Source organism: Desulfurococcaceae archaeon MEX13E-LK6-19, assembly GCA_029637525.1.
Taxonomy (GTDB): domain Archaea; phylum Thermoproteota; class Thermoprotei_A; order Sulfolobales; family Desulfurococcaceae; genus MEX13ELK6-19.
Genome location: CP072660.1, coordinates 638,008 through 659,647, shown reverse-complemented (window position 1 = coordinate 659,647; position 21,640 = coordinate 638,008). Strand labels below are relative to the sequence as shown.

The 21,640-nt window shown below is 40.4% G+C and carries 21 protein-coding genes; 6 read left to right on the top strand and 15 right to left on the bottom strand.

Annotated features, from left to right (window positions below; translation table 11 throughout):
- Nucleotides 1-34 precede the first annotated feature (34 nt).
- The 9 genes from J4526_03770 to J4526_03730 all read right to left on the bottom strand — a co-directional run bounded on the left by J4526_03770 (nucleotide 35) and on the right by J4526_03730 (nucleotide 7,475).
- Nucleotides 35-985: an SDR family NAD(P)-dependent oxidoreductase gene (locus tag J4526_03770; protein ID WFO75974.1), complete on the bottom strand. Its 951-nt coding sequence runs from the start codon at nucleotides 983-985 to the stop codon at nucleotides 35-37.
- A 78-nt stretch (nucleotides 986-1,063) separates the two neighbouring features.
- Nucleotides 1,064-2,155: a glycosyltransferase family 4 protein gene (locus J4526_03765; GenBank protein WFO75973.1), complete on the bottom strand. Its 1,092-nt coding sequence runs from the start codon at nucleotides 2,153-2,155 to the stop codon at nucleotides 1,064-1,066.
- A 21-nt stretch (nucleotides 2,156-2,176) separates the two neighbouring features.
- On the bottom strand, nucleotides 2,177-3,280 hold the full coding sequence (locus tag J4526_03760; GenBank protein WFO75972.1) for a glycosyltransferase: 1,104 nt from the start codon (nucleotides 3,278-3,280) through the stop codon (nucleotides 2,177-2,179).
- 7 nt (nucleotides 3,281-3,287) lie between these two features.
- Nucleotides 3,288-3,731: a hypothetical protein gene (locus tag J4526_03755; GenBank protein ID WFO75971.1), complete on the bottom strand. Its 444-nt coding sequence runs from the start codon at nucleotides 3,729-3,731 to the stop codon at nucleotides 3,288-3,290.
- Between the two features lie 193 nt (nucleotides 3,732-3,924).
- A complete protein-coding gene (locus tag J4526_03750) occupies nucleotides 3,925-4,104 on the bottom strand; it encodes a hypothetical protein (GenBank protein WFO75970.1) in 180 nt (59 codons plus the stop codon).
- Between the two features lie 117 nt (nucleotides 4,105-4,221).
- A complete protein-coding gene (locus tag J4526_03745) occupies nucleotides 4,222-4,455 on the bottom strand; it encodes a dTDP-4-dehydrorhamnose 3,5-epimerase family protein (GenBank protein WFO75969.1) in 234 nt (77 codons plus the stop codon).
- Nucleotides 4,456-4,462: 7 nt separating this feature from the next.
- Nucleotides 4,463-5,362, bottom strand: coding sequence for a dTDP-4-dehydrorhamnose reductase (gene rfbD / locus J4526_03740; GenBank protein WFO75968.1), 900 nt, complete (start codon nucleotides 5,360-5,362; stop codon nucleotides 4,463-4,465).
- Between the two features lie 7 nt (nucleotides 5,363-5,369).
- Complete coding sequence (gene rfbB / locus J4526_03735) at nucleotides 5,370-6,374, bottom strand: dTDP-glucose 4,6-dehydratase (GenBank protein ID WFO75967.1); 1,005 nt, start codon at nucleotides 6,372-6,374, stop codon at nucleotides 5,370-5,372.
- A gap of 18 nt (nucleotides 6,375-6,392) precedes the next feature.
- Nucleotides 6,393-7,475 (bottom strand): glucose-1-phosphate thymidylyltransferase, encoded by a 1,083-nt coding sequence (locus J4526_03730; GenBank protein WFO75966.1) that lies wholly within the window; start codon nucleotides 7,473-7,475, stop codon nucleotides 6,393-6,395.
- 440 nt (nucleotides 7,476-7,915) lie between these two features.
- On the opposite strand from J4526_03730, the gene J4526_03725 reads away from it, so the two are divergent.
- The 6 genes from J4526_03725 to J4526_03700 all read left to right on the top strand — a co-directional run bounded on the left by J4526_03725 (nucleotide 7,916) and on the right by J4526_03700 (nucleotide 16,449).
- Nucleotides 7,916-8,479, top strand: coding sequence for a metal-dependent hydrolase (locus tag J4526_03725; protein ID WFO75965.1), 564 nt, complete (start codon nucleotides 7,916-7,918; stop codon nucleotides 8,477-8,479).
- Between the two features lie 167 nt (nucleotides 8,480-8,646).
- Nucleotides 8,647-9,183: a flavodoxin family protein gene (locus J4526_03720; protein WFO75964.1), complete on the top strand. Its 537-nt coding sequence runs from the start codon at nucleotides 8,647-8,649 to the stop codon at nucleotides 9,181-9,183.
- Nucleotides 9,184-9,299: 116 nt separating this feature from the next.
- A complete protein-coding gene (locus tag J4526_03715) occupies nucleotides 9,300-12,215 on the top strand; it encodes a hypothetical protein (protein WFO75963.1) in 2,916 nt (971 codons plus the stop codon).
- Between the two features lie 214 nt (nucleotides 12,216-12,429).
- The gene (locus J4526_03710) at nucleotides 12,430-12,720 is read left to right on the top strand and encodes a hypothetical protein (GenBank protein ID WFO75962.1); all 291 of its coding nucleotides are present in this window, start codon (nucleotides 12,430-12,432) and stop codon (nucleotides 12,718-12,720) included.
- Nucleotides 12,684-13,025 carry a type II toxin-antitoxin system VapC family toxin gene (locus tag J4526_03705; protein WFO75961.1) on the top strand — a complete coding sequence of 114 codons (342 nt, stop codon included), beginning with the start codon at nucleotides 12,684-12,686 and terminating at the stop codon, nucleotides 13,023-13,025. Before J4526_03710 ends, J4526_03705 begins: the two co-directional genes overlap by 37 nt.
- A 496-nt stretch (nucleotides 13,026-13,521) precedes the next feature.
- Nucleotides 13,522-16,449: a hypothetical protein gene (locus tag J4526_03700; GenBank protein WFO75960.1), complete on the top strand. Its 2,928-nt coding sequence runs from the start codon at nucleotides 13,522-13,524 to the stop codon at nucleotides 16,447-16,449.
- A 205-nt stretch (nucleotides 16,450-16,654) separates the two neighbouring features.
- Here the strand turns inward: J4526_03700 and J4526_03695 are convergent, their stop codons facing one another.
- The 6 genes from J4526_03695 to J4526_03670 all read right to left on the bottom strand — a co-directional run bounded on the left by J4526_03695 (nucleotide 16,655) and on the right by J4526_03670 (nucleotide 21,593).
- On the bottom strand, nucleotides 16,655-16,837 hold the full coding sequence (locus J4526_03695; GenBank protein ID WFO75959.1) for a hypothetical protein: 183 nt from the start codon (nucleotides 16,835-16,837) through the stop codon (nucleotides 16,655-16,657).
- A 3-nt stretch (nucleotides 16,838-16,840) separates the two neighbouring features.
- Nucleotides 16,841-17,662, bottom strand: a complete 822-nt coding sequence (locus tag J4526_03690) for a hypothetical protein (protein ID WFO75958.1) — start codon at nucleotides 17,660-17,662, stop codon at nucleotides 16,841-16,843.
- Entirely contained in the window at nucleotides 17,652-18,941 is a 1,290-nt protein-coding gene (locus tag J4526_03685; protein WFO75957.1) for a DUF58 domain-containing protein, read from the bottom strand. Before J4526_03685 ends, J4526_03690 begins: the two co-directional genes overlap by 11 nt.
- A 15-nt stretch (nucleotides 18,942-18,956) precedes the next feature.
- Entirely contained in the window at nucleotides 18,957-19,784 is an 828-nt protein-coding gene (locus J4526_03680) for a MoxR family ATPase (protein WFO76310.1), read from the bottom strand.
- A gap of 95 nt (nucleotides 19,785-19,879) precedes the next feature.
- On the bottom strand, nucleotides 19,880-21,040 hold the full coding sequence (locus J4526_03675) for a hypothetical protein (GenBank protein ID WFO75956.1): 1,161 nt from the start codon (nucleotides 21,038-21,040) through the stop codon (nucleotides 19,880-19,882).
- Entirely contained in the window at nucleotides 21,027-21,593 is a 567-nt protein-coding gene (locus tag J4526_03670) for a DUF4129 domain-containing protein (protein ID WFO75955.1), read from the bottom strand. Before J4526_03670 ends, J4526_03675 begins: the two co-directional genes overlap by 14 nt.
- Between the last annotated feature and the right edge of the window lie 47 nt (nucleotides 21,594-21,640).

The following is a 21,640-nucleotide window of genomic DNA, read 5'->3' as shown; positions in this document are numbered from 1 at the left end:
TAATTTTGTTTGAATCATGATTCCCAGATATTTTCTAGTCTTCCAAGTAACTTTTTATTGTAAGTTCCACTGCCTCTTTACTAGTATATTTTGGCTTAAATCCAAGCTTTTTAATTTTAGAGATAGACAACGCTATCTTTTTAACATCCCCAGGCCATCCAATTCCATGATAAAGTGGTTTATACCGTATTTTTGTACGATTAAGACCTAGGACTCTAAGTACAATGTTTGCGACATCATTTATAGTGATCCAATCTTCCGATGCAACATTAAAAACTTCAAACATAGTTTTTGTTTTTTCTACAGTTAGTAAAGTTGCATCTATAGCGTCAGAAATATATATGAAACTTCTGACTTGTAATCCGTCACCAAGAATTTCCAATTCATAAGGGTCTCTCATTAACTTCATATAAAAATCATATATGACGCCATGTCTTAATCTTGGACCAACTACGTTAGCATATCTTAATATAATAGCTCTTATACCATATAAAGTACTATAAGAATGTATGAGTACCTCACAGGCGGCTTTACTTGCACCATAAACGGAAACGGGTCTTATTGGAGCGTCTTCAGTTACAGGAATTGTTTTTGGTTCCCCGTAGACGCTACTCGATGACGCAAAAACAATCGTCTTAACGTTACCCTTTTTCCTTATTGCTTCAAGCAATTTGAATGTTGCAACTATATTTTCATTAAAATGTACCTCAGGTAATGTACTACTTATACGTACTTCAGGATTTGCTGCAAAATGAAATACTACATCAATATTATCAAGTATATTTCTTTGATAAAGTTCATCATTCTTTAGATCACCGTTTACTATTTCAACATTATTTTTTTGTTTCAAAAACTTTAAATTATCCCAAGACCCTGTACTAAAATTATCTATGATTCTAACAAACATGCCTTTTTTTGCAAGGCGTTCAGCTAAGTGAGAACCTATGAAACCTGCGCCCCCGGTAACCAAGACATTATATTGCATTTCTTTCACCAAATTACCAAATCTATTCTATTCATTCCTTTCTTACAGACAGATAAGCAGTTATGAGTATTCAGATCTTTATAGATTATATAGTTTTTCTACATACATCTTAGCGATCTCTTTCCATGATTTAACGATAGGTCTTGGCTGTTTATTACATGAAAGCATAAAGTTTTGCACTTTATTAGCAACCTGAATTATATTTTGATGATAGAGATCAACTACTAACGTCCGTGGACGGTTTTTGAAGTTTATTCCCCAAGGCATATTAACTATTACAGGCGTACCTATAGCATTGGCTTCATTTACACTTTGCGGAAAAGATTCCTGAGATGAGAGTAAACCCATAAATTTAGCTTTAGAAACCACTTCAAGATATTCTTTGTAAGGCTTATATCCATATATTGAATATTTTATGTTTATTTTCTTTAGATATTTTACAAGATCCTTTAGATAAGGACCATTTCCTATAATTTTGAATTCGAGATCATAACCATACTCTTTATTCAATATTGCTACAAGTTTTCCTAAAATATGTATGTTTTTATATTTAACTATTCTACCAGAATACAATACATAATTTTCAGGGCACCATTTATATTTGAAAACAATGTCGGATACACCATTTTCTATAGGAATAGCTTTAACATTGAAATCTTTTTTCACTAAATAAGCCTCATATTTAGATACTGTGTGAACTTTGTCTGCATTAAGAAGAAGCTCCTTTACCATTTTTTTCCAAAAAGGCCATAAAATATTTCTAAAGAAACTATGAGCTTTACCATGATAGTATGGAGTAACCACGAGAACTTTCTCTTTGTAATTGCATTTTTTCAATACATGATATGATTGCACCGCAAAAACAGAATGTACATTGTGTATGTGTATTATATCAATATCTTTACTTAGTTTAAGCAAATATTTTTCAAACAATAACTTATATTTAGGTATAAAATAAGATTCCCTGTAAACAATTGTAGGCCAATAAATGACTTCCATATTACCTTTCTTTATTATTTTAACTTTCGAGATACTATGGGAGCCTGCCAGAACTTTTATTTGTACAAATATAGGCATCTTGACTAATTCTTCGACTACTGATTTGACAACGTACTCCACTCCACCTATATGAGGGTAGTACCTAGGTGTAATGAATAGTATTTTCAACATTACTTTAGGTAACAGTAAATATTACCAAGTTTCTGGTATGGAATGTAAGTTCTTTATCAATGCTATTATTAAATAAATTTGTTGAGTGATCCACACAGAAAACGTATCTACGAACATAAAGAGACCTCCAAAAATTAGAGTTAAAACCGATGCTACACTTTTGTTGTATACTGCATTAAAGATTAACATTATTGTGGCAGTAAGTAAGAGCCAAGGATTAATAATATTTAGGTACCACTCAATTTTCCATATTTTATCAAAGATAGATTTTTTGTAAACACCTTTTCTAATAGCGAATTTTTTTGTCTTCATAAAATTTACTATAAGATGCTGTGCTCTTCTAACCTTTCTTCTGAAAGTACTATGTCTTAGTGGTTCGTATACAATCACGTCATCTACTTGAATTGCTCTGTATCCTGTAAAGGCTATATAGGATCCGAACGAACTATCATCTGCACCACTAAAATCGGGAATAAAATATCTTCTAAGCAAGTTAGAACGAAACATTTGAAAGGGGCCATTATGTACTGGCGTACTATGTATTTTAGATTCGCAAATACGTACAATATTGTAGAACATCCTGTACTTATCTTCTACATGTCTTTTCTGTAAATATCTCATTGATGCAGTTACAACACCAACCTGTGGATCAGCGAAATACTTGACTGCGTTAGTAATAGCGTCTCTGTCCCAAAAAGCGTCAGCATCTGTCAGAATAATTAAGTCGCTATCTATAATAGCTTTGGGTAAGGCTTTGAGAATAGCTTTTAGTTTTCCTTCCCTTTTATTTTCTTGAATTACTTCTATAGGTAAGTCGTTATGTTTTCTACTCCATTTCCTGACAATATCAACTGTTCCATCATTACTATTCGAGTCAACCACTATAACCTTCATCTTTTCTTTAGGATATCTTTGTTGATAAATATTTTCTAGTTTCTTTTCTATATATCTCGCTTCATTATATGTAGGTATTACTATAGTAACTTTTGGTTTATAGTTTAAGTTCATTCTTATATTCCAAGATCTTTGTAACCATCTTACTTTAAGATAAAAGTAATAAATTATTGGTACTCCGAAATGCAATCCTGCAATAATTAAGGCTATGATATCAAATATGTTAAACAATTTTGTTTCAACTATATGTCCTGTATATTAATGGTTTGTTTAAATAATCTAATCCTAAATAGAATATTTCATTAAGTTTTTCCAATATATGTCCTACTTTTATAAGAATGTAATTCAAATGTTTTTGTATATAAAGTATGATGCCGTAGTATAGGGCCCGGGCCCGGAATGTTGTTAGCTCAATTCGTAGGAGTATGTTTTTGAGTATTTGGTTTAGCACGGGGCTCCTTACATGGTCTATTGTCTTGGCTACCAGCCATAGTAGGGCTCTTTGGGCCCGGGCCAACGTGTACCAAGCACCATTGTTTAGGGCCCGCCTGAGATACCTCAGAAGAACCACTCGGTCAAGTGTTTTGGGGAGAAGAATCTCCTTGAGTATCTCCTCTGCTCTTTGCTTAACTTCTTCACTAGGGTCTTTCTGCTGAGCTACTAGTTGTGCTAGGAGCGTCATTTTCAGGCGGGCCCCAAGATAGTGTCCAGTGTTAGTATGGGATGCAAGACAGGGAATATAAGGCTTCCTATTGCATCACTGTATGAAAACTCGATATGTTATATACTTGAAATATGTTAATTTAATTGACTTAAGTTAGAGAGAATACTTAATCGATATTGATTACTTATGCCTTAAAATAATGCCTTAGTGGTTATTTATGTGGTGGGTGGTTCCAGTTCCATGGTTTGTTGCATCTTGGGTCGTCTTGTTTTCCGTTGATCTTTTTTGGTACTATTGTTGGGTCGTTCCATGGTCTTCTTTCTTCGTCCGGGTTCTTGTAGTCGTATAGCCTTGTTGTGAAGTATATTAGTATTGCTGGTTCTACTCCCAAGGCTTTGAATCCGTGCCAGTAGTGTCCGGGTACCCGTAGTATTTGTGGTTTGGCATCACTGAGTACTACTTCTACGAGGTGTTGGGTCTCATCGTCGTAGGCGCATACTTTTATTGTTCATCGGGCTACGAAAAAGTAGTCTACTTGTCCCCGCAAGTGGCGGTGCCATGCCCGTATTATCCCGGGGTATGTTATTGACATGTTTGACTGGACTATGACATCGTCTCCTAGTAGCTCCTTCCAGTCGCTTCTCATTATCTCATGGAACATTCCCCGTTCATCGATGAAGCGCTCTATCTCTGCTAGCTTCATACCGGGTAGCCATAATTCTTTCACGTTTTTTAGTGGCATGTGTTTCTCACCTTGTTTTAGCTGTCCACTCGTTTCTAAATAGTTCTAGTGCTAGGTTTGTATCGTAGAATCTTGTTTTGAGGAGACGTCTAGCCTTGCTTGTGTCCAGGCTTGAGTCCCTGGGTCTTCTGGCTAGCCAATGCTTCATATCATTGATGCTTGCTTTCTCGACTAGGTCTACAGGCAGGTTTAGTTTTTCCGCTATTTTTATGGCAAACTCGTAACGGCTCATACGTTCCCCAGCTACATGGAATATACCCATAGGCCTCATATCGACTATTTCTGCAACAGCTTTTGCCAACAAGGTGTTTAGTGTTGGTGAGACATACTGGTCTACTAGTGCATAGACTTTTTCTCCTTTTGACAGCTTCTCGGCAACGTATTCTGCGAAACTCTTCTTGCTCCCTCCAATGCCATAGATAGCGCTGGGACGGACAATAGTATACAATAGATCACTTGAGCCTACGAGTTCCTCCGCGATAAGCTTTGTTAGTCCATAGTAGTTTACTGGGTTAGGGATATCTGTTTCTTTATAGTATCCTCTTTCTCCATCGAATACGTAGTCTGTTGAGATATAGATCAAGTGTGCTCTTACTACTCGTGCTGCTCGGACGATACTACGTGTTGCCTCGACATTCACGAGCCAAGCTTTCTTCTTGTCTCGTTCACATCCATCAACATCGGTATATGCGGCCGCGTGGACTATGACGCCGGGTCTCTTTTTTAGTATAAGGTCTTCCAGTAGAACAGTATCGGAGATGTCTATCCGGTATTTCTCTAGGCTAGGATCCTCTATTGGCACAGGATTACGGTTATAGATTGCTATAACCTGGTGTCCGTTAGCTAGTAGTTCTGTAACAAGTTTTTTGCCGAGGAGACCGCTCGCACCTGTTACAAGAACCTTCATTTCATGGTCACCTCTTTTTCCAAGGTGTATCAAGCTGGAAGTAATCATCGCTTAACAAGGGCTTCCACCACCATTTGTTATCGAGGTACCACTTGATTGTTTTCTCCAATCCTTTAACCCATGGTGTCTTGGGCTTCCAACCAAGAGAGAGTATCTTATCTCCCTTCATAGCATACCTCCTGTCGTGTCCTGGTCTATCATCGACGAATTTGATTAAAGATAGGGGCTTGCCCATGAGCTTCAGGATGGTTTCCACGACTTCTATGTTCTTTTTCTCGTTAAGCCCAGGTATATTGTATGCCTCGCCTTTAGACCCCTTGTTTATCACCGTGTCAAGTGCTTCACAGAAGTCTTCAACAAACAGCCAGTCTCTCACCTGATCTCCTCTACCGTAGACTGGTATGGGTTTGTCGTGTAGTGCTCTAATGATTGTTTTTGGTATTAGTTTCTCGGGGAACTGATATGGTCCATAGTTGTTTGAGGGTCTCACGATTATTACTGGTAGCCTGTATGTTCTCCAGTAAGCTTGGCAAAGCAAGTCTCCAGAAGCCTTGCTTGCCGAATATGGGCTGCTTGGTCTGAAGGGTGTTTCCTCGCTAGCTGGTTCTTTTCCCCATAGATCGCCATAGACTTCATCGGTACTGATATGAATTGCCAGTGGTATCTCTAGTTTTCTTGTTGCCTCAAGTATATTGAAGACCCCAAGGACATTTGTTTTAAGGAATGGTGCTGGCTCGTTGATACTACGGTCTACATGTGTTTCAGCAGCAAAATTCACTATGACATCAGGCTGGAATTCCTTGAGAACCTGCAATAGTTTTTCTTCGTCACATATATCGGCTTTGACGAAATGAAATCTCGGGTTATCTCTTATGTCCTGGAGGTTTTCTAGTCTACCAGCATACGTTAGTTTATCGTAAACAAGTACTTCTGCGTCACTATACTTGTTGATGATGTATCTAACAAAGTTGCTGCCCATGAAGCCTGCTCCACCAGTGATAAAGAACCTCATCTATATCCACCTAGGCTACTACCATTCTATTATGGTGTTTTCTCCTGCAATGAATCTTAGCCCGTGTGGTCTCTTTGCCCTGCATGTTATTTTTGCACCAGAACCTATCAAGCTGTTAACAATTCTTTCTCTGATGTCTTTTATGACCACATTATCCATTATGACACTATTCTCTATCTCGACATTACTGATGACACAGTTTTTGCCTATGCTGGTATATGGCCCGATATAGGTGTTGGGCCCAATAACAGTGTTGGCGCCAATGTAGACGGGTCCTCTTACGACACTACCGCTCTTTATAATAGCTCCTTCTTCAATGTAGACACGTCCTTCGACGCGTACGTTTTCTTCTAGTTTGCCTTTAACAATGTGTTCATGGTACTTGTAGTCAAGGAGAAGTCTATTCGCCTCCAAAATATCCTCGGGTGTACCAGTATCTTTCCACCATCCCTTGACAACAGCATAGTCTACTCTCAAACCCCAGTCAATAAGCCTCTGGATTGCATCGGTTATCTCTAGTTCACCACGCCAACTCGGTTTGAGCGATTCGATAGCCCTGAATATGTGTGGTGGACGGAAGAAGTACACGCCAACAAGTGCGTAGTTGCTCGGCGGCTTCTTGGGTTTCTCAACGAGTCTCTTCAGTCTCCCATTCTCATCAAATTCTGCTACACCAAACTTACGTGGATCAGGGACTTGCGTCAACAAAATCATGGCATCAGCATCACTATTATCAAATCTGCGGACAAACTCCCTGATCCCCTCCACAAGAATATTATCACCAAGATAAACCACAAAAGGCTCTTCTTCCACAAAATCCTTAGCTACATATACGGCGTGGGCTAGACCATAGGGGTATCCCTGATATATGTATGTAAGCTTGACACCAAGCCAGGAACCGTCTCCATAGTACTCGATTACTCTCTCCGGAGCAAGCTCACCAAGTATAACAGCTATCTCCTTGACACCTGAGTCACGGAGATCCTCAAGACACCACTGGCTAACAGGCTTACCAGCAATAGGAATAAGCTGCTTAGGACCAGTATGAGTCAACGGACGAAGCCTAGTACCAAAGCCACCATGAAGTAAAACACCCTTCAAAATACCACCAACACCCAACCCTAGCAATGTCTCTACTGCTACATGTATCTACGAAAAACCAGTATTTAAACTATGAAAAAGAATTCCATCGAATAATCTACTCCCCATCGCCAGGTGTCAACTACTCTTAACAACTAAAATAAAGCATAATCAATACACCCGATAAAATAGCTAGGATGGTAGGAGTAGCTATGAGCAATCCTATGAAGATAAAAGTATATGATACTAGAGAGTTTGATACAAAAGATATTTAGATACTTACAGAAAGTACCAAGAGTTATAGAGAAAGGAAAATCTAATGAAGAACATTAAGCTTAAGAAAGAATTATCTAGAGACCAGCTGTTCATCTACGTGAACTCGATACATGTTTTCTCAAATATTTAATACTTGTTTACCACATTACTCTTCTACGATACTTTGTGTAAGAGGTGCAGAGTATTTGCCGGAGCCTCTTATTCATGGTGTTGTTGGTCTGGTTGTTAGTCGTTGGCTTGGTGTCCGTAGGTGGTGGCTTCTGTTCCTGGTTGTTTTGTTTAGTGTTTTGCCTGATGTTGACGCTGTGTTCCGTATTCATAGGTCTTTTACTCATAGTCTCCTCGTGGCTCTTGTCGTAGGCTTGGCTGTCGTATGGCTTGCCTGGAGGACTGGGCGTAAGAGTGCTGCCTGGGTTGTTGGCGTGTTCGTGCTTGCTTATAGTGTCCATGTTGTTATGGACTTGTTTACTGGGCCGACGCCAGTGCTGTGGCCTCTAGTGTGGAAGGACTTCTACGTGGAGGTGATGGTGACGGCTAATAACACTGTCTCCAATGGGATAACGCTAGAGCCCGTGCTAAGGGTTCACGTAACAGATTTCACAATGGAGCCTGGGGATATTGTGGATGCTCCAGTGGCTACTCCAACAGGAGTCTCCATAGCAGTTATAGTACTAGCACTTCTGCTCCTGGAGGAGCCGCGGATAAAGAGGGTTCTAGATAAGGTTTCAGCGAGTATAAGAGGGAAATAACCTCAGCTAGCTCCCTTCATCCGTAGTGTTGGGGGACTGTTTTCTCGCCAGAGAGACTGTGGATGAGATTGCCAGGTATAGTATTAATGTAGGCGGTATTGTAGTAAGTGTTTCCTAGAGGAATACGTTAGGCATTGTATATAGATGTTGCACCGTGGCGGTAGATCATGAAGATTGCACTAGTGTACTATTCTAGAACCAGGAATACTGAACATGTGGCCAGGGTTTTGACTGAGACTTTGTCTAGTAGGGGCGTTCTAGTCGACCTTTATGTGGTCAGGCCCTTGAGGGAGTATGGGAGACCTCTTCATCTTAACCCTAGGCTTCTCTACGATACTCTCGTGAGGAAGGGTACTAGCATAAAGATAGAGCCCTGTGAGTTTAGAGCTGAAAAATACGATGTTGTCGTCGTGGCTTCTCCTATTTGGTGTGATACACTAGCTGCTCCTGTTCAAGAGTTCCTGAGGAGACACATTACTGTGGAGAAGCCCTTGGTAGTTGTCACGACGAGTTTACTGCAGACAAGCTACTCTAGGATAGAACGCGTTGTCGAGAAGATTACTGGGCGTAAACCAGTGTTCCACATCAACATCCCCGTGGCTATGGTCAAGGATGAGAACAAGCTTAAACAAGTAGTCCAAGAGATCACGGAGAGGATAACGAGGATACATGTCTCCCGAGGAACAATCAGAAGAGACGTTTGAAGAGAACCCTTGGTATTGTGTCTCTCGTTTAACCACATGTACTACCTTTCTATATAGGGTTTTATTACACCATTTTTATATAATCGAATACTATATTGTTTTATTGGTTGATGAGTATGCAGAATCTTCTCTCCAGGATGATTCTACTAATCCTGCTGTTCTCTATAGTTGTGCCAGTACATAGCGTCTCCAATAATACAACTGGAGCCAGTATGCTGGATGATATTGATTTCGCGTACGCTATTAACTGGAGTAGAACCTATAGCTCCAAGCTCCAGTATACCTGTATCGATGATTTCAATGGCGATGGTGTTTGTGATATAACTATCTTCATAGGTACTAGCGGAGGCTGGTTTAAGGACGTTGAGTTCGTCGATCCATTAACCAATAAAACACTCATGAAGTACGTAAGCAACGACGAAACCAAGATGTACGTATACGCTCCAATAAATGATGTAAACCACAACGGATACCCCGAAGTAATGATCATATACGCTAACAACACCCTGTTGAAAGTGGTACTGCTTGAGCCAGGCACCAACACTATTGTCTATGAGAGGAGACACCCCATAGACATCAAAGGAGTGCTCTACTCGTTCACCTCAAACCGTATAGTATATAACGACACAGTAGAGTTCACGTTATTATCGACGTCAAGGGTAGACTACAAGACTAGGACATACATATTCAAGATTAATGCAACCAATGGAGATCTACTAGACATCAAAGTCTACGACAATGTAATATACACCATCTGGTACAACAACCAGCCAATAGATGTTGATGGAGATGGTCTTGCTGATACAAGGAGCCCAAGCCCTGTAGTAAAAGCATACTTTACATCTTCGGACAACGGGATAAACACTGTAGTGGAAGTATCAGACATTAATGGATTGTGGAGCTGGAACACCAGTAAGACAGGGTACTACATAGCATTTTCAGCATTCACCTACAATACAAGCCATGGCGAGGTAGTAACAATACGGTATAACCGCCTAGACATTATCCATAAAACATACAATGAAATGTTGTTCGAAACCCATGATCTCTACAATGGAACACCACTATACGCTATATCCTATGATCTGCGGAGATACGGTATCTACTCAATACTACTTTTCAGAGACTATCTTATCCTGCTAGTGGTTGACAACGATGCAGGGGAGGCTAGGATAGATATCTATGACTCTTATACAGGCGTACTAGAGAAAACAATAAACATGGGCACGATCAGTAGCGGAGAAATCTTTACAGGAGCAAACATTGGAGACCTGTGGGGCGACAATATCGGTGACCTACTTGTAAGCATTGGAGACAAGCTATACCTAGTATCAACCAACGGCTCAATAGATTACCTCGGTAGAATGAACGGCGAGATATTCTTGCGTAATAAAAACACCGTAATCCACGACAACGAGTCAAGACTCTACCTAGTTGAAGTAAAAATAAACGATTATACATACAAGCTCTACGCAATAACACTACGAGAAAACAGTACCATAACACCACCAGAACTAACCATCACTAAACCGAAGAACAATACTCTCCTAGAAACACCATTCACGGTAAAAACAGTTGTCGAAGGAGAATATATGGAGGTACCAGTACTGGAAATATATAGTAATGATGGCAAGCTTGTTCTAAGGAAGGAGATGACTCTTCTGGAAGACAACATCTTCACAACAACAGTAGAGACTCTATCCGATGGAAACTACACAATTATTGCAAGAACAGGGGACTACACATCGAAACCCGTGGTGATCAGAGTAGACAATACGCCACCAAGGATACTAGTTATATCCCCGAAGAATAAGAGCTATGTTAGAGATGAAGTACTCCTCAAAGCATTTGTGGGAGATGACAACCTTGCAAACATCACTGTTAGCATCAACAACACTGTAATCACAAAACTAAGCAAGACAGAGGTCCAGCAGCTACTCCACGATAATATCCTGGAACAGAGAATAGATTTCAGCAAGCTACCCGATGGAGTATACTGCCTAGAGATAAAAGCCGCAGACCTCCTCGGCCACGAGACAACAGCCAGAATAATACTTTACAAAGACATTACGCCACCAACCATAACCATCACGTTACCTGATGTAGTCGGGATCAATAACATAGATGTTGTAGGGAAGAAGTATAGTGAACAAGACTACTACGTGAACATAACAGTCAAGGACAATATCAGGGTAGACAAGATCATAGTTATCGTGAACAACAAAGTCATCACTACACACTACAGCATAAACCGTATAGAGAACATCCATGTGGGGTTCCGGCTCAAACCGGGATTCAACAACATAACTATTATAGCATATGATGCAGGCGGTAACAGTGAGTCCAAGACAAACATAATATACCTAAACACAATGGATCCGGTCATAGAATCTTTTGAAGCAAGTGTAGACGGTAAAACAATAACCTACAAGGTCAAAGCACTAGTGGAAACGAACTTCTCAAGACTAAGTTTAATTAAAATAAAGCTCTACAAAGAAACACCCAATGAGCCGGAGCTCATCTATAGTAAGAACATACCTGTTGATGATACACTAGAATACACACTAGAAGACGAGATTACTGTACAAGAAGACGGTAAGTACATTCTAGAGATAACAGTCATTGATGTCACAGGCAACAACAAGATAGTGCAGAAACAACTAGTCGTAGACACTACACCGCCAGTAATAGAGATCAAGGACACAAAGCTAGAAGACAACAAGTACATGATAGAATGGAACATATACGATGAGGTGTCGGGAATTAAGCAAATACTCTTGTACGTCGATGGGAAACCTATTGATGTCACTGGCAAAACCATATACACAATAGAACTAGAGCCAGGAACACACAACATAACAATAATAGCAATAGACAACAACGGGAACAAGGCAGTAAAGCAGCTGCCGCAAGTGACGATAGAAGAGGAAAACATCATAGAAGAAATAACGAAGAACCCAACACTACTAGCCAAAGCAGCAATATTACTAGTACTAATAATACTAGCAATATACCGCATAAAAACAAGGTAGAAAACAAAAACACCATACTACTTTTTAATAACAATTCTTTCCTCTTCCGCTATAATAAAGACCTTACTGGAGCCGCCATAGAATACAAAGACTTGATGGCGTCTTAAAGAAGTTTCTAAATCTCACAAAACCAGCTATTCAAAGAACCATGTTTGGACAAGGTTCTCTCTAATGTTTATATAGTTCTCTACTGTATGTATATGTGGGTGCATGCATGTCTGTGAACATAACTGTTCGTATACCGCGCAGGCTTGCAGAGAAAATGAGGAGATATAGAGAGATTAATTGGAGTGAAGTTGTGAGGAAGAGTATTGAAGAGTATTTGCGGCGTCTAGAGGAGACACGTCTCGTCGAGTCCTCAAATGAATTGCTTGAGGATTTAAAGGAGCTTGGTGTTGATGAGGAGTCTCTAAAACCTCTCCCCTACAACGTGGAGAAGAAGCTGTATGAAGAGATGGTGAAGAAGGAATGGAGGAGAATAGACTCTACGACACAAGCGCGGTAATAGAGCTCATAGCACATAGGAATACGCAACTGATACCAGGATATGTATCCATACTAACAACCATAGAATACCCACCAGTAATAATGCATGTAGCAAAAATACTGTATCCAAGCAAACAGGATTATAAACTAGCTATAGTGTGGCAAACAAAACTACGTAAAATAGGTACTCCCCTACCAGCAATAGACTTAGTAATAGCAGCACAAGCATATAATAACGAGCTAGAACTCGTAACACTGGATAAACACTTCAGGATAATAAAGGAAAAACTAGCACCCGATCTCAAATTAACAGAGAACATTTAATCAAAAAGTATGGTTGATTTGCAAAACATTTGCTTCTCTGCATTAATGGTTAATAATGAAGTAAATCCTTTAGCACGTAATCATACATAATCCAGACTTTATTGACATTTCTCAGAAACTTATCGCTGCCCAGACTATGTAAATTTACTTTGAAGTAATAAAACAATGTCTCTGTCGGTGGAAACAGGATTAGCAAGAAGAATACACTATACACCCCGGAGGCTATCGCTTAAGCTGCTGGCATTAAAGAGCATTCTATTGTAAGACTTAACGTCAGGGGCAACAAGATCATTATACGAAGTCGGTGATACCATGTAGAAATTATCATCACTACTTAAGTGCATAAACCCAGGAGATGTAATAGAGAACATATCAGTAATCCAGAGTTCTTGCGAAACACACTTTTTGTTATCTAGTTTGTAGTGTTTTAAAGAACAGAATTTGTTTAACGTATTTATATTATTGATCACTTATTGTTACATGGTGGTTAGCGGGTATGTCACGCTTACTCACTCTTTGCCTCTTGGTCTCTCTGTTGTTTACAGCAATTGTACCTGTAACTGTGGAGAGTACACTCGTCTCCAATGTGTTGTTAGACAATAGCATCGACTTGATGTATAGTGTTAACTGGAGTAGAGTATACAGCTCAAAGTTATTGTCATCCTGTCTCAGAGACTATAACAATGACAACGTGAATGATGTTGTCGTCATTATCGGCAATAAGGATATCGAGGTTATTGACCCACTGACAAACAGTACCCTCATGAAATACACTGGTGACTATCCCGGGCTGTACTCACTTATACCACTAGACGATATCGACCGTGATAGCTACAACGAGCTCTTAGCAGTATACCTTAAGTCGACTAGCCTAAAAGTAGTCTTAATAGAGCCTGGCACCAACAGTATTGTATACGAGAAAACCTACAGCATAAGTATCGACGGAGACATCATTAGGATTCCACAAAACACTATACTTAGAGACAACGTGGCCAACATTATTGTGCCAGCTATAAAACAGGGATACCTATCCATAGAGCTTAAAGACTATCTCTACAAAATCAATGTAAGTAACGGTGACCTAATTAGTTCAACTACTACATCCGGGAAACTCTATAGTATCTGGACAAACCATATCATAACCGATACTGATGGCGATGGACTTATTGACTTAAGAAGAGACATAGTCGTTAAAGCCTATACCACATTATCACTTCTCCCACCCTCACTAAGCACCACAGTATCAGTATCAAGCATTGATGGATCATGGAGCTGGAGTATCAGTAAAACAGACTACACCACTATAGGAGTATTCAAGCCCTACACGAAAACAAATAATCTACTAGTGCTATTGTTCGTCCACATAAACATGGATACAGGTACAGCAGACAAACTAGTCATTGAAGCCTACCATCTTCTAGACGGGAGCCTAGTCTATACTCTATCCTACAACCTGGATTCATATGAGATACACACGATGTCTCTGGCGGGAGAACACCTTGTTGTAGACATTGTGGACAAAGATACACGCCAAGGAGAACTCCGCGTCTACAACACTACCAATGGTATACTTGAAGAAACAATAGAGATGAACACTGTGCCCAGCGGAGAAAACATTACAAGCATGAGTATAGGTGACTTATGGGGCGACAATGTTAATGACTTGCTTGTAGGAATTGCGGATAAACTATACCTTGTGTCAATCAATGGCTCAATAGACTATCTTGGGAGAATGCCAGGCAGTATAACGTTATTCGATGGAAACACCATAATATACAGCAACACAAGACTACACATGGTCCAAGTAAAGATAAACGATGAAACATACAAGCTACAAGCAATAAGCATTGTCGAGAACACGACCACTACTCCCCCGAGCATAAAGATTATCGAACCCACTGACAACGCCATAGTAGAAACACCATTCAATGTAAGAGTTGTTGTTGAAGGAAATTACACGAGTAGCCCTGTACTAGAGATCTATTCTCAAGACAAACTCGTTGCAAGAAAGGAAATGAGCCTCATAGAAGACAATATCTTCGAAGCAACAATAACAGATCTTGATGACGGAGAATACACTCTATTGGCGAGAATAGGAGACTACTCATCAAACCCCATTAGGATCTCCGTAGACAATACACCACCAGTGATAGTACTCTACGAGCCAGGAAACCAGAGCTATGTGGGAGAATACGTTAAACTAAGACTCTACATAAATGAGCCGCACTTTAAGAACATAACAATATATGTTAACAACAGTCTCCATGGAGTCATCACCGTAAATGACACGTACGAGAAGCTGACATACAATGAACCCGTTGACTACCTGGTCAACCTAACCAGTCTTCCCGACGGTGCTTTGGAGATAAAAGTTATTGTAGTAGACGTGCTTGGACACACATCAACACTCATATTAAACTATATTAAAGACACCATACCGCCGACAATCAATATTTCAGCACCATACAACATAATAGTCAATAATACATTAATCGTGGGGCTCTCATATAAAGAGAAACCTTATCCCGTAAACATTAGGGTAGTAGACAACAATGCATTAAAAACACTCGTAATCATTGTCAATAACGTGGAAATAGAGAAAATCACCAGTGGCTACAAGGATAAAATAGAAAAGACCATTGAATTCTCTCTCAAACCTGGGTACAATAATGTAACAGTAATAGCTGTCGACGCAACTGGGAAGACTTCTATCAGTACAATAATGATCTACATGAATACTGTCCCGCCATCAATAGAGCTACAAAAACTGAGCATTAGAGACAGAGAAATAACATATAGGGTCATCGCCTACACTAACAACACCATTGTACCACTAGCGAGAATAGAAGTCAGACTATGTAGGAAAACCCCGGTAACGGGAATAGTATACAATAAAACATTCACTACAAACACTACAACACAACTACTAGAAGACTATATAACTGTCCCGGGCGATGGACTCTACATTCTTGAAATAACGGCTATAGATGCCTCAGGTAACCAGTATATAATCAAGCAAAAGATAATAATAGATACAACACCGCCAGTAATAGAGATCAAGGACACCAAACTAGAAGACCATAAGCTAACCATAGAGTGGAACATCCACGACAACCTATCTGGAGTGAAACAAGTACTATTATACATTGATGGAGAACCAGTAGACGTAACAAACAAAACAAAATACACAATAGAACTAGAGCCAGGAACACATAACATAACAATAATAGCAATAGACAACAACGGGAATAAAGCCATAGAACAACTACAACCCATAACAATAAGCGAGGAAACAGAGACAACAACTACTGAAACACAAACAATCTCATTAGAAGACATAGTGAAGAGCCCAACAATAATAGCTATAATACTGGTACTACTAGCACTAGCAATACTGATGATATACCGCATGAAATCAAAATAAAGAAATAACCCTTCTTCATACCTAGTTTTTCCACCTTGCACCACATGTTGATCAAAAAGCTGTTTCAAGTATTGAAGAACACTAGGAGATAAAACTATTCAAAAAAGGTAATGCAAGTACTGCGGGAGAACAATGTTGAGTTATTAAAACATATGCCAACCAGTTAAACCTAACCTGAGAAACACTTTATCCATAAACTACTGTCTTATACTGGTTTCTTTTCTTTAATCATATCAATACCTAGGCTTGTTACTGTAAAGCCTAGGATTGCTGAAAACAGTGATGCCATTACGTGGTAGATATACATTAGATAAATGCTTGCTATTAGGAATCCCAGCCCCACGCCGACCAATACTACGCCTACTGCAAGACGTAGTTTCACGCTCATATCTCATCCACTACTATATTTTATTGATTCATCAATATTTTTAACTATAGTCTCCAGCCACTCATTTATTCCATAGAGTTCTGTATAGAGTCCTGTTACGATAAGATAGAGAATGAATACAGTGACTGCTAGTGCTCCAGCGTATTTCTTGTATGGAAATACTTTGTAGATAATGTAGGCTAGGGCTAGAGCGGGTAGGCAGCTAGAGCCCAAATACACTGTAATAACCAGCATTAACAAGAACATAGACCGTGAAAACACTAAACCAGGATCACTAGAGTAAATAGCTATTCTACGAGCTAATTTTGACACAAATCCTTCTCTAGGGAAAGACTTCCTCCACGGGGTAACTATTTTCTCTAAAAGACCCGATGCAAGCAATAGCACAACAAGATAAACAACCGTAATACCCTCACGCGTAGAATACATTTGCGCAACAACAGCCATTAGACCAGTGCTCGTGTAAACAAAAGCGTTGACAACCATCAACACGTACAGGAACACAGTAAAGGAGACACCAATACAGCCCAGCAGTACATAGAAATCGTTGTAGCGGACTATTGTCTTCAACGGATAGCTCTTCTCAATAAAAAGCTCCTCGAGAAAGAAAACCAGCAGTACCATCAGTAGAAGCAAGACCAACATAAGTCCACGAGACAAGAGTACTATGAGGAAGACGATGGGTATAATCCATAGCCCGCTTGCAAGTATGTTAAACAATACTGGCACAGCAATACCTAGGAATAGAGTATGGTTGCTGGGGCCATAGAGGAGTACAAGTAACACACCCATAGCTACAGGAGCGATAACCCTCCTATAATCCACTACTAGTCCTCACCTCTTCCAGGAACCTGAGGAACCCGGCTACCTGGCTCCAGTTCCTAGCAATAAACAACGGTACACCTATAGACAACAGCTTCTCTCCAACCATACGATAGTATATTTTCTCAATACTCCACAAGCCCTCTAGAACCTTGATACCCTCTAGCACAGGCATTATAGTTAATACAACAGCTCTACACCCTGTCTTAGACAAGACATCGACGAGAATATCTACAACACTTCTCCTGTAGAACCCCCACGAGCTAATGACCACTAGTAAACCATTATCGAGATACCCGACGGTATCATAGAGTGCTCTGGCGAGATTGTCGCGTCCACTAGTCTCCTCCATAGAGACTATAGAGGAGTCGATCAATAGCTTCTCGAGAGCCTCTGGAGCCCTTGCGGGAGGTCTCGTGATCCATTTATCGCCTAGGAACAACGTGTAGCCAACAACATCACCCCTCTTGGCCATGAGGTCTGTTATGGCGAGAGCTGTCTTAACAACGTAGTCAGCACCCATACAACACTCTATACCAACCCAAGTATCCTGCGAGAGATCAAGGAACAACATTGTCTTCAACTGTACTTCAGCCTCGTCTTCACGCACGATAAGCTTTCCTGTTCTAGCTACAGCACTCCACACTATCTTCCTGAAGTCATCCCCAGGCTGATAGTCACGTAACTCGAAGAACTCGTAGCCTACACCTTTCCTCCTAGACGGTGAGACACCGAAAGTATAGTATGTTGATTTAACAACTAGTTCTTTGACACTAGTATAGGAAGGTGTAACCCTGAGCACACCGGGCACATTAACTATCTTCTTGTACCCGAACAAGCCAAATAAGTCGCGGGCAACAAGCTCTACTTCATTAAAAGATATTGTCCCGAAACAAGGCTTCACTCTATACGATAGAGTAGCTGTTCCTCTACGCTCAATGTAGAGAGACCCATAGTTCCTACCTATGATCCTAACACGACGTGGAGCATGATCAACAACGTCTAGACGAGGAACACCGTAGCCCAGAATATCACTGATCTTCAGTATGACATCAACTTCCTCGCCTTCAACAACATTTTGTTTACTAAGAAACCTTTCAACAACAAGACTATCGACAACATCCTCGTATCCTCTAGCCAGTATATAGGCCATATACATGAACACCAAGAGGCTGGAGCCAACAACCAGTGTGACAGGCCATCCGATACCAGCAAGCCCAACTATAACTAGGAACACCGAGGCGAAGAATAGTGCTATACCACGGGTTGTTATAACAGGCAAGGGACAGGAACCCTTCTATGGGGGTCTTATCTTGTCAAGCACATCATCCACGACGTCATCGCTTGATATACCCTCTACACGAGCCTCAGGCTTCAGTATAATACGGTGACGTAGAGCTGGCTTGGCAACCCTCTTAACGTCATCTGGTATAACATAATCTCTTCCCTCGATGAAAGCTAGTGCACGTGCAAGCTGCATTATTGCTATTGCTGCACGCGGTGAACCACCAAGACGTACATGCGGATGCCTACGAGTCTCCTCAACAATATCAACGATATAATACTTTATATTACGGTCCACATGGACTTCCCATAGTTTCTCACGAGCATAAATAATGTCTTTCCCGGATGCAATAGGCTCTATAGGCCACTCCTCAATAGTCTTTAGCCTATCGAGAATCTCCACTGCTTCGTCACGCGTGGGATAACCAATAATTATCTTGGCCAAGAACCTATCGATCTGTGCCTCTGAGAGCGGGTAGACACCCTCGTACTCTACAGGGTTAAGTGTAGCAAGCACGATGAAGGGGTCGGGTAACTTGTAGGTCTTACCCCATACCGTTACTTGTCTCTCCTGCATTGCCTCCAGTAGAGCCGACTGCGTCTTAGGGCTAGCACGATTAATCTCGTCGACAAGAACTATGTTCGCGAAAATAGGGCCTTTATGGAACTCGAACACCCCTCCTTTGTAAACCATTGTCCCAATGATATCGCTTGGCAATAGATCAGGTGTAAACTGTATACGCTTGAACTCCAAGTTGAAAGCAGAAGCAATAGCTTTAGCTATAGTCGTCTTCGCGACACCAGGAACCCCCTCAAGCATTACATGCCCGTTGGCAATCATAGAAGCAATAATCAGCTTAAGCTCCTCCTTCTTACCAACGATAACCCTTGATACCTCAGATACAACTTTTTCATAAAGTGTTTCACTAGACAAAATCAGCCAACTCCTTTTCGTTCTAAACGAGAAATATACCCGACAAGTTTATTAACAATCCTTCTCCTCCTCCATGCTTTACCAGCTAGTTTAATCAAGTATCTGTCACCAAGTATTCTACCAAGTCTAATAGACTCATTAGCCAGTTTAACACGGCACTCATCAATGTAACTGAAATAGCCTTCAACACGTATTCTCAAAGGCTTGTAGAGAAGTGCACCAAGTATAACTGCCGCGAACATTGAGATGAGCAATATGTTCTGTACACCAATACCCCATAGTGTTAAACCAAGCAGTTTTGCTGCAATAACCGGCGATGTCAAGAAGAGGACTAGCGCTTTAGCACCAGTATCTTCCCTCATAATATAATGACTATTGTCTATAACAAAAACAACATCATCACCATCTGCAAGCCACTCTATTACCCCTAACACGAATTTCTTTGTAGAAGGAATACCACCATACCCGCCAACCATATAGTTCGTGAAGATACTTGAGTCAGCCACGACAACATACTTGCCCCCACTATAGTAGCCATAGACTCCTGTAACAGGATTACCTACATACGGTTCATCACGATCCTTATCCATATCCCAGTCTAGATCAACCCATATCCTACCCATAGCAATACACATAGGCTGTACACTAGCTTCCCCGGAAACAACTATTGAAGACCTACTAAACGCTACCTTGTACTCATTATTATCGATACGGCATTTTACTCTAACAAAATCCTCCCACCCACTCCCAATGAGGTCAACATCCCTAATGAGCTCACCATAGATACGGATACCAAGCAGCTCCATTGTAACATTATTCACAACACCGATCTCATCAGCTATGAGGAGAGACAGTTTTTTCTCACTAGAATACTCTTTAAGGAAATTGACTTCGCCTCGCGTAAATGGTTTATCCGGAGCAATCACTACGAAAACAACGTGTTTACCATCAATACTCTTTAACTCATAAACACTATTGATGATGACAACACTGTATCCACGGCTCCTTATAAGCGATACAAGTGTCGATGTCCCAAAAAGCTTCTTATTGTAAGGACTAGCACTCTCTTCACCGGGCTTTATGAGCAATGGCATGTAGATACTGAATATCGTTAACATAATGAATAGTATGAATACTGCTACGTATACTTTAGTGCTCATCACGGCTAACAACCTTCTTGAACTCCTCTACATCACGAGTCGTCGGCTGTTTCCGACTATACATTAGCTCCTCATAGAGTCTAGCAACCTTGTACCCAAAGTCGCCTATCAAAGTCTTTGCTGCACGAGCCACTTCTCGTGGAGTATAGCCGGGCTTCAACATGACTCCAATACTATGAAGTCTAGCCAAAAAGCTTAGATACAATTCCCTAATAATTCTTCTTAACCCAGTATAATAGTATTCACGTACAATACTATAAGTTGGCACATCCTTCTTATCGAATGGAGCTATGAACCTAATAGGCTTCTCTATAAAGAAAAACTTCCCAACAACGAGAGCATATATGAGAAGGAAAACTAGAAACAAACCAGCAGCCATACCTACAAGCGTAAATAGATCTTTAAGATTATATGGAACAGAAGGAACAACAATACCAGACTCATTAACATGCTTGATAACCTCCTCAAAGACACCAAAAGAACCCGTAGTATTAGTAACAATATCCCCGCCGCCAACAGGTCTCGGAAAACCATGCCTACCGTCAAGCCAAGTCATTAAACCACCAGTACAAAGCACTCCAACCAATAAGAATTACTCGATAT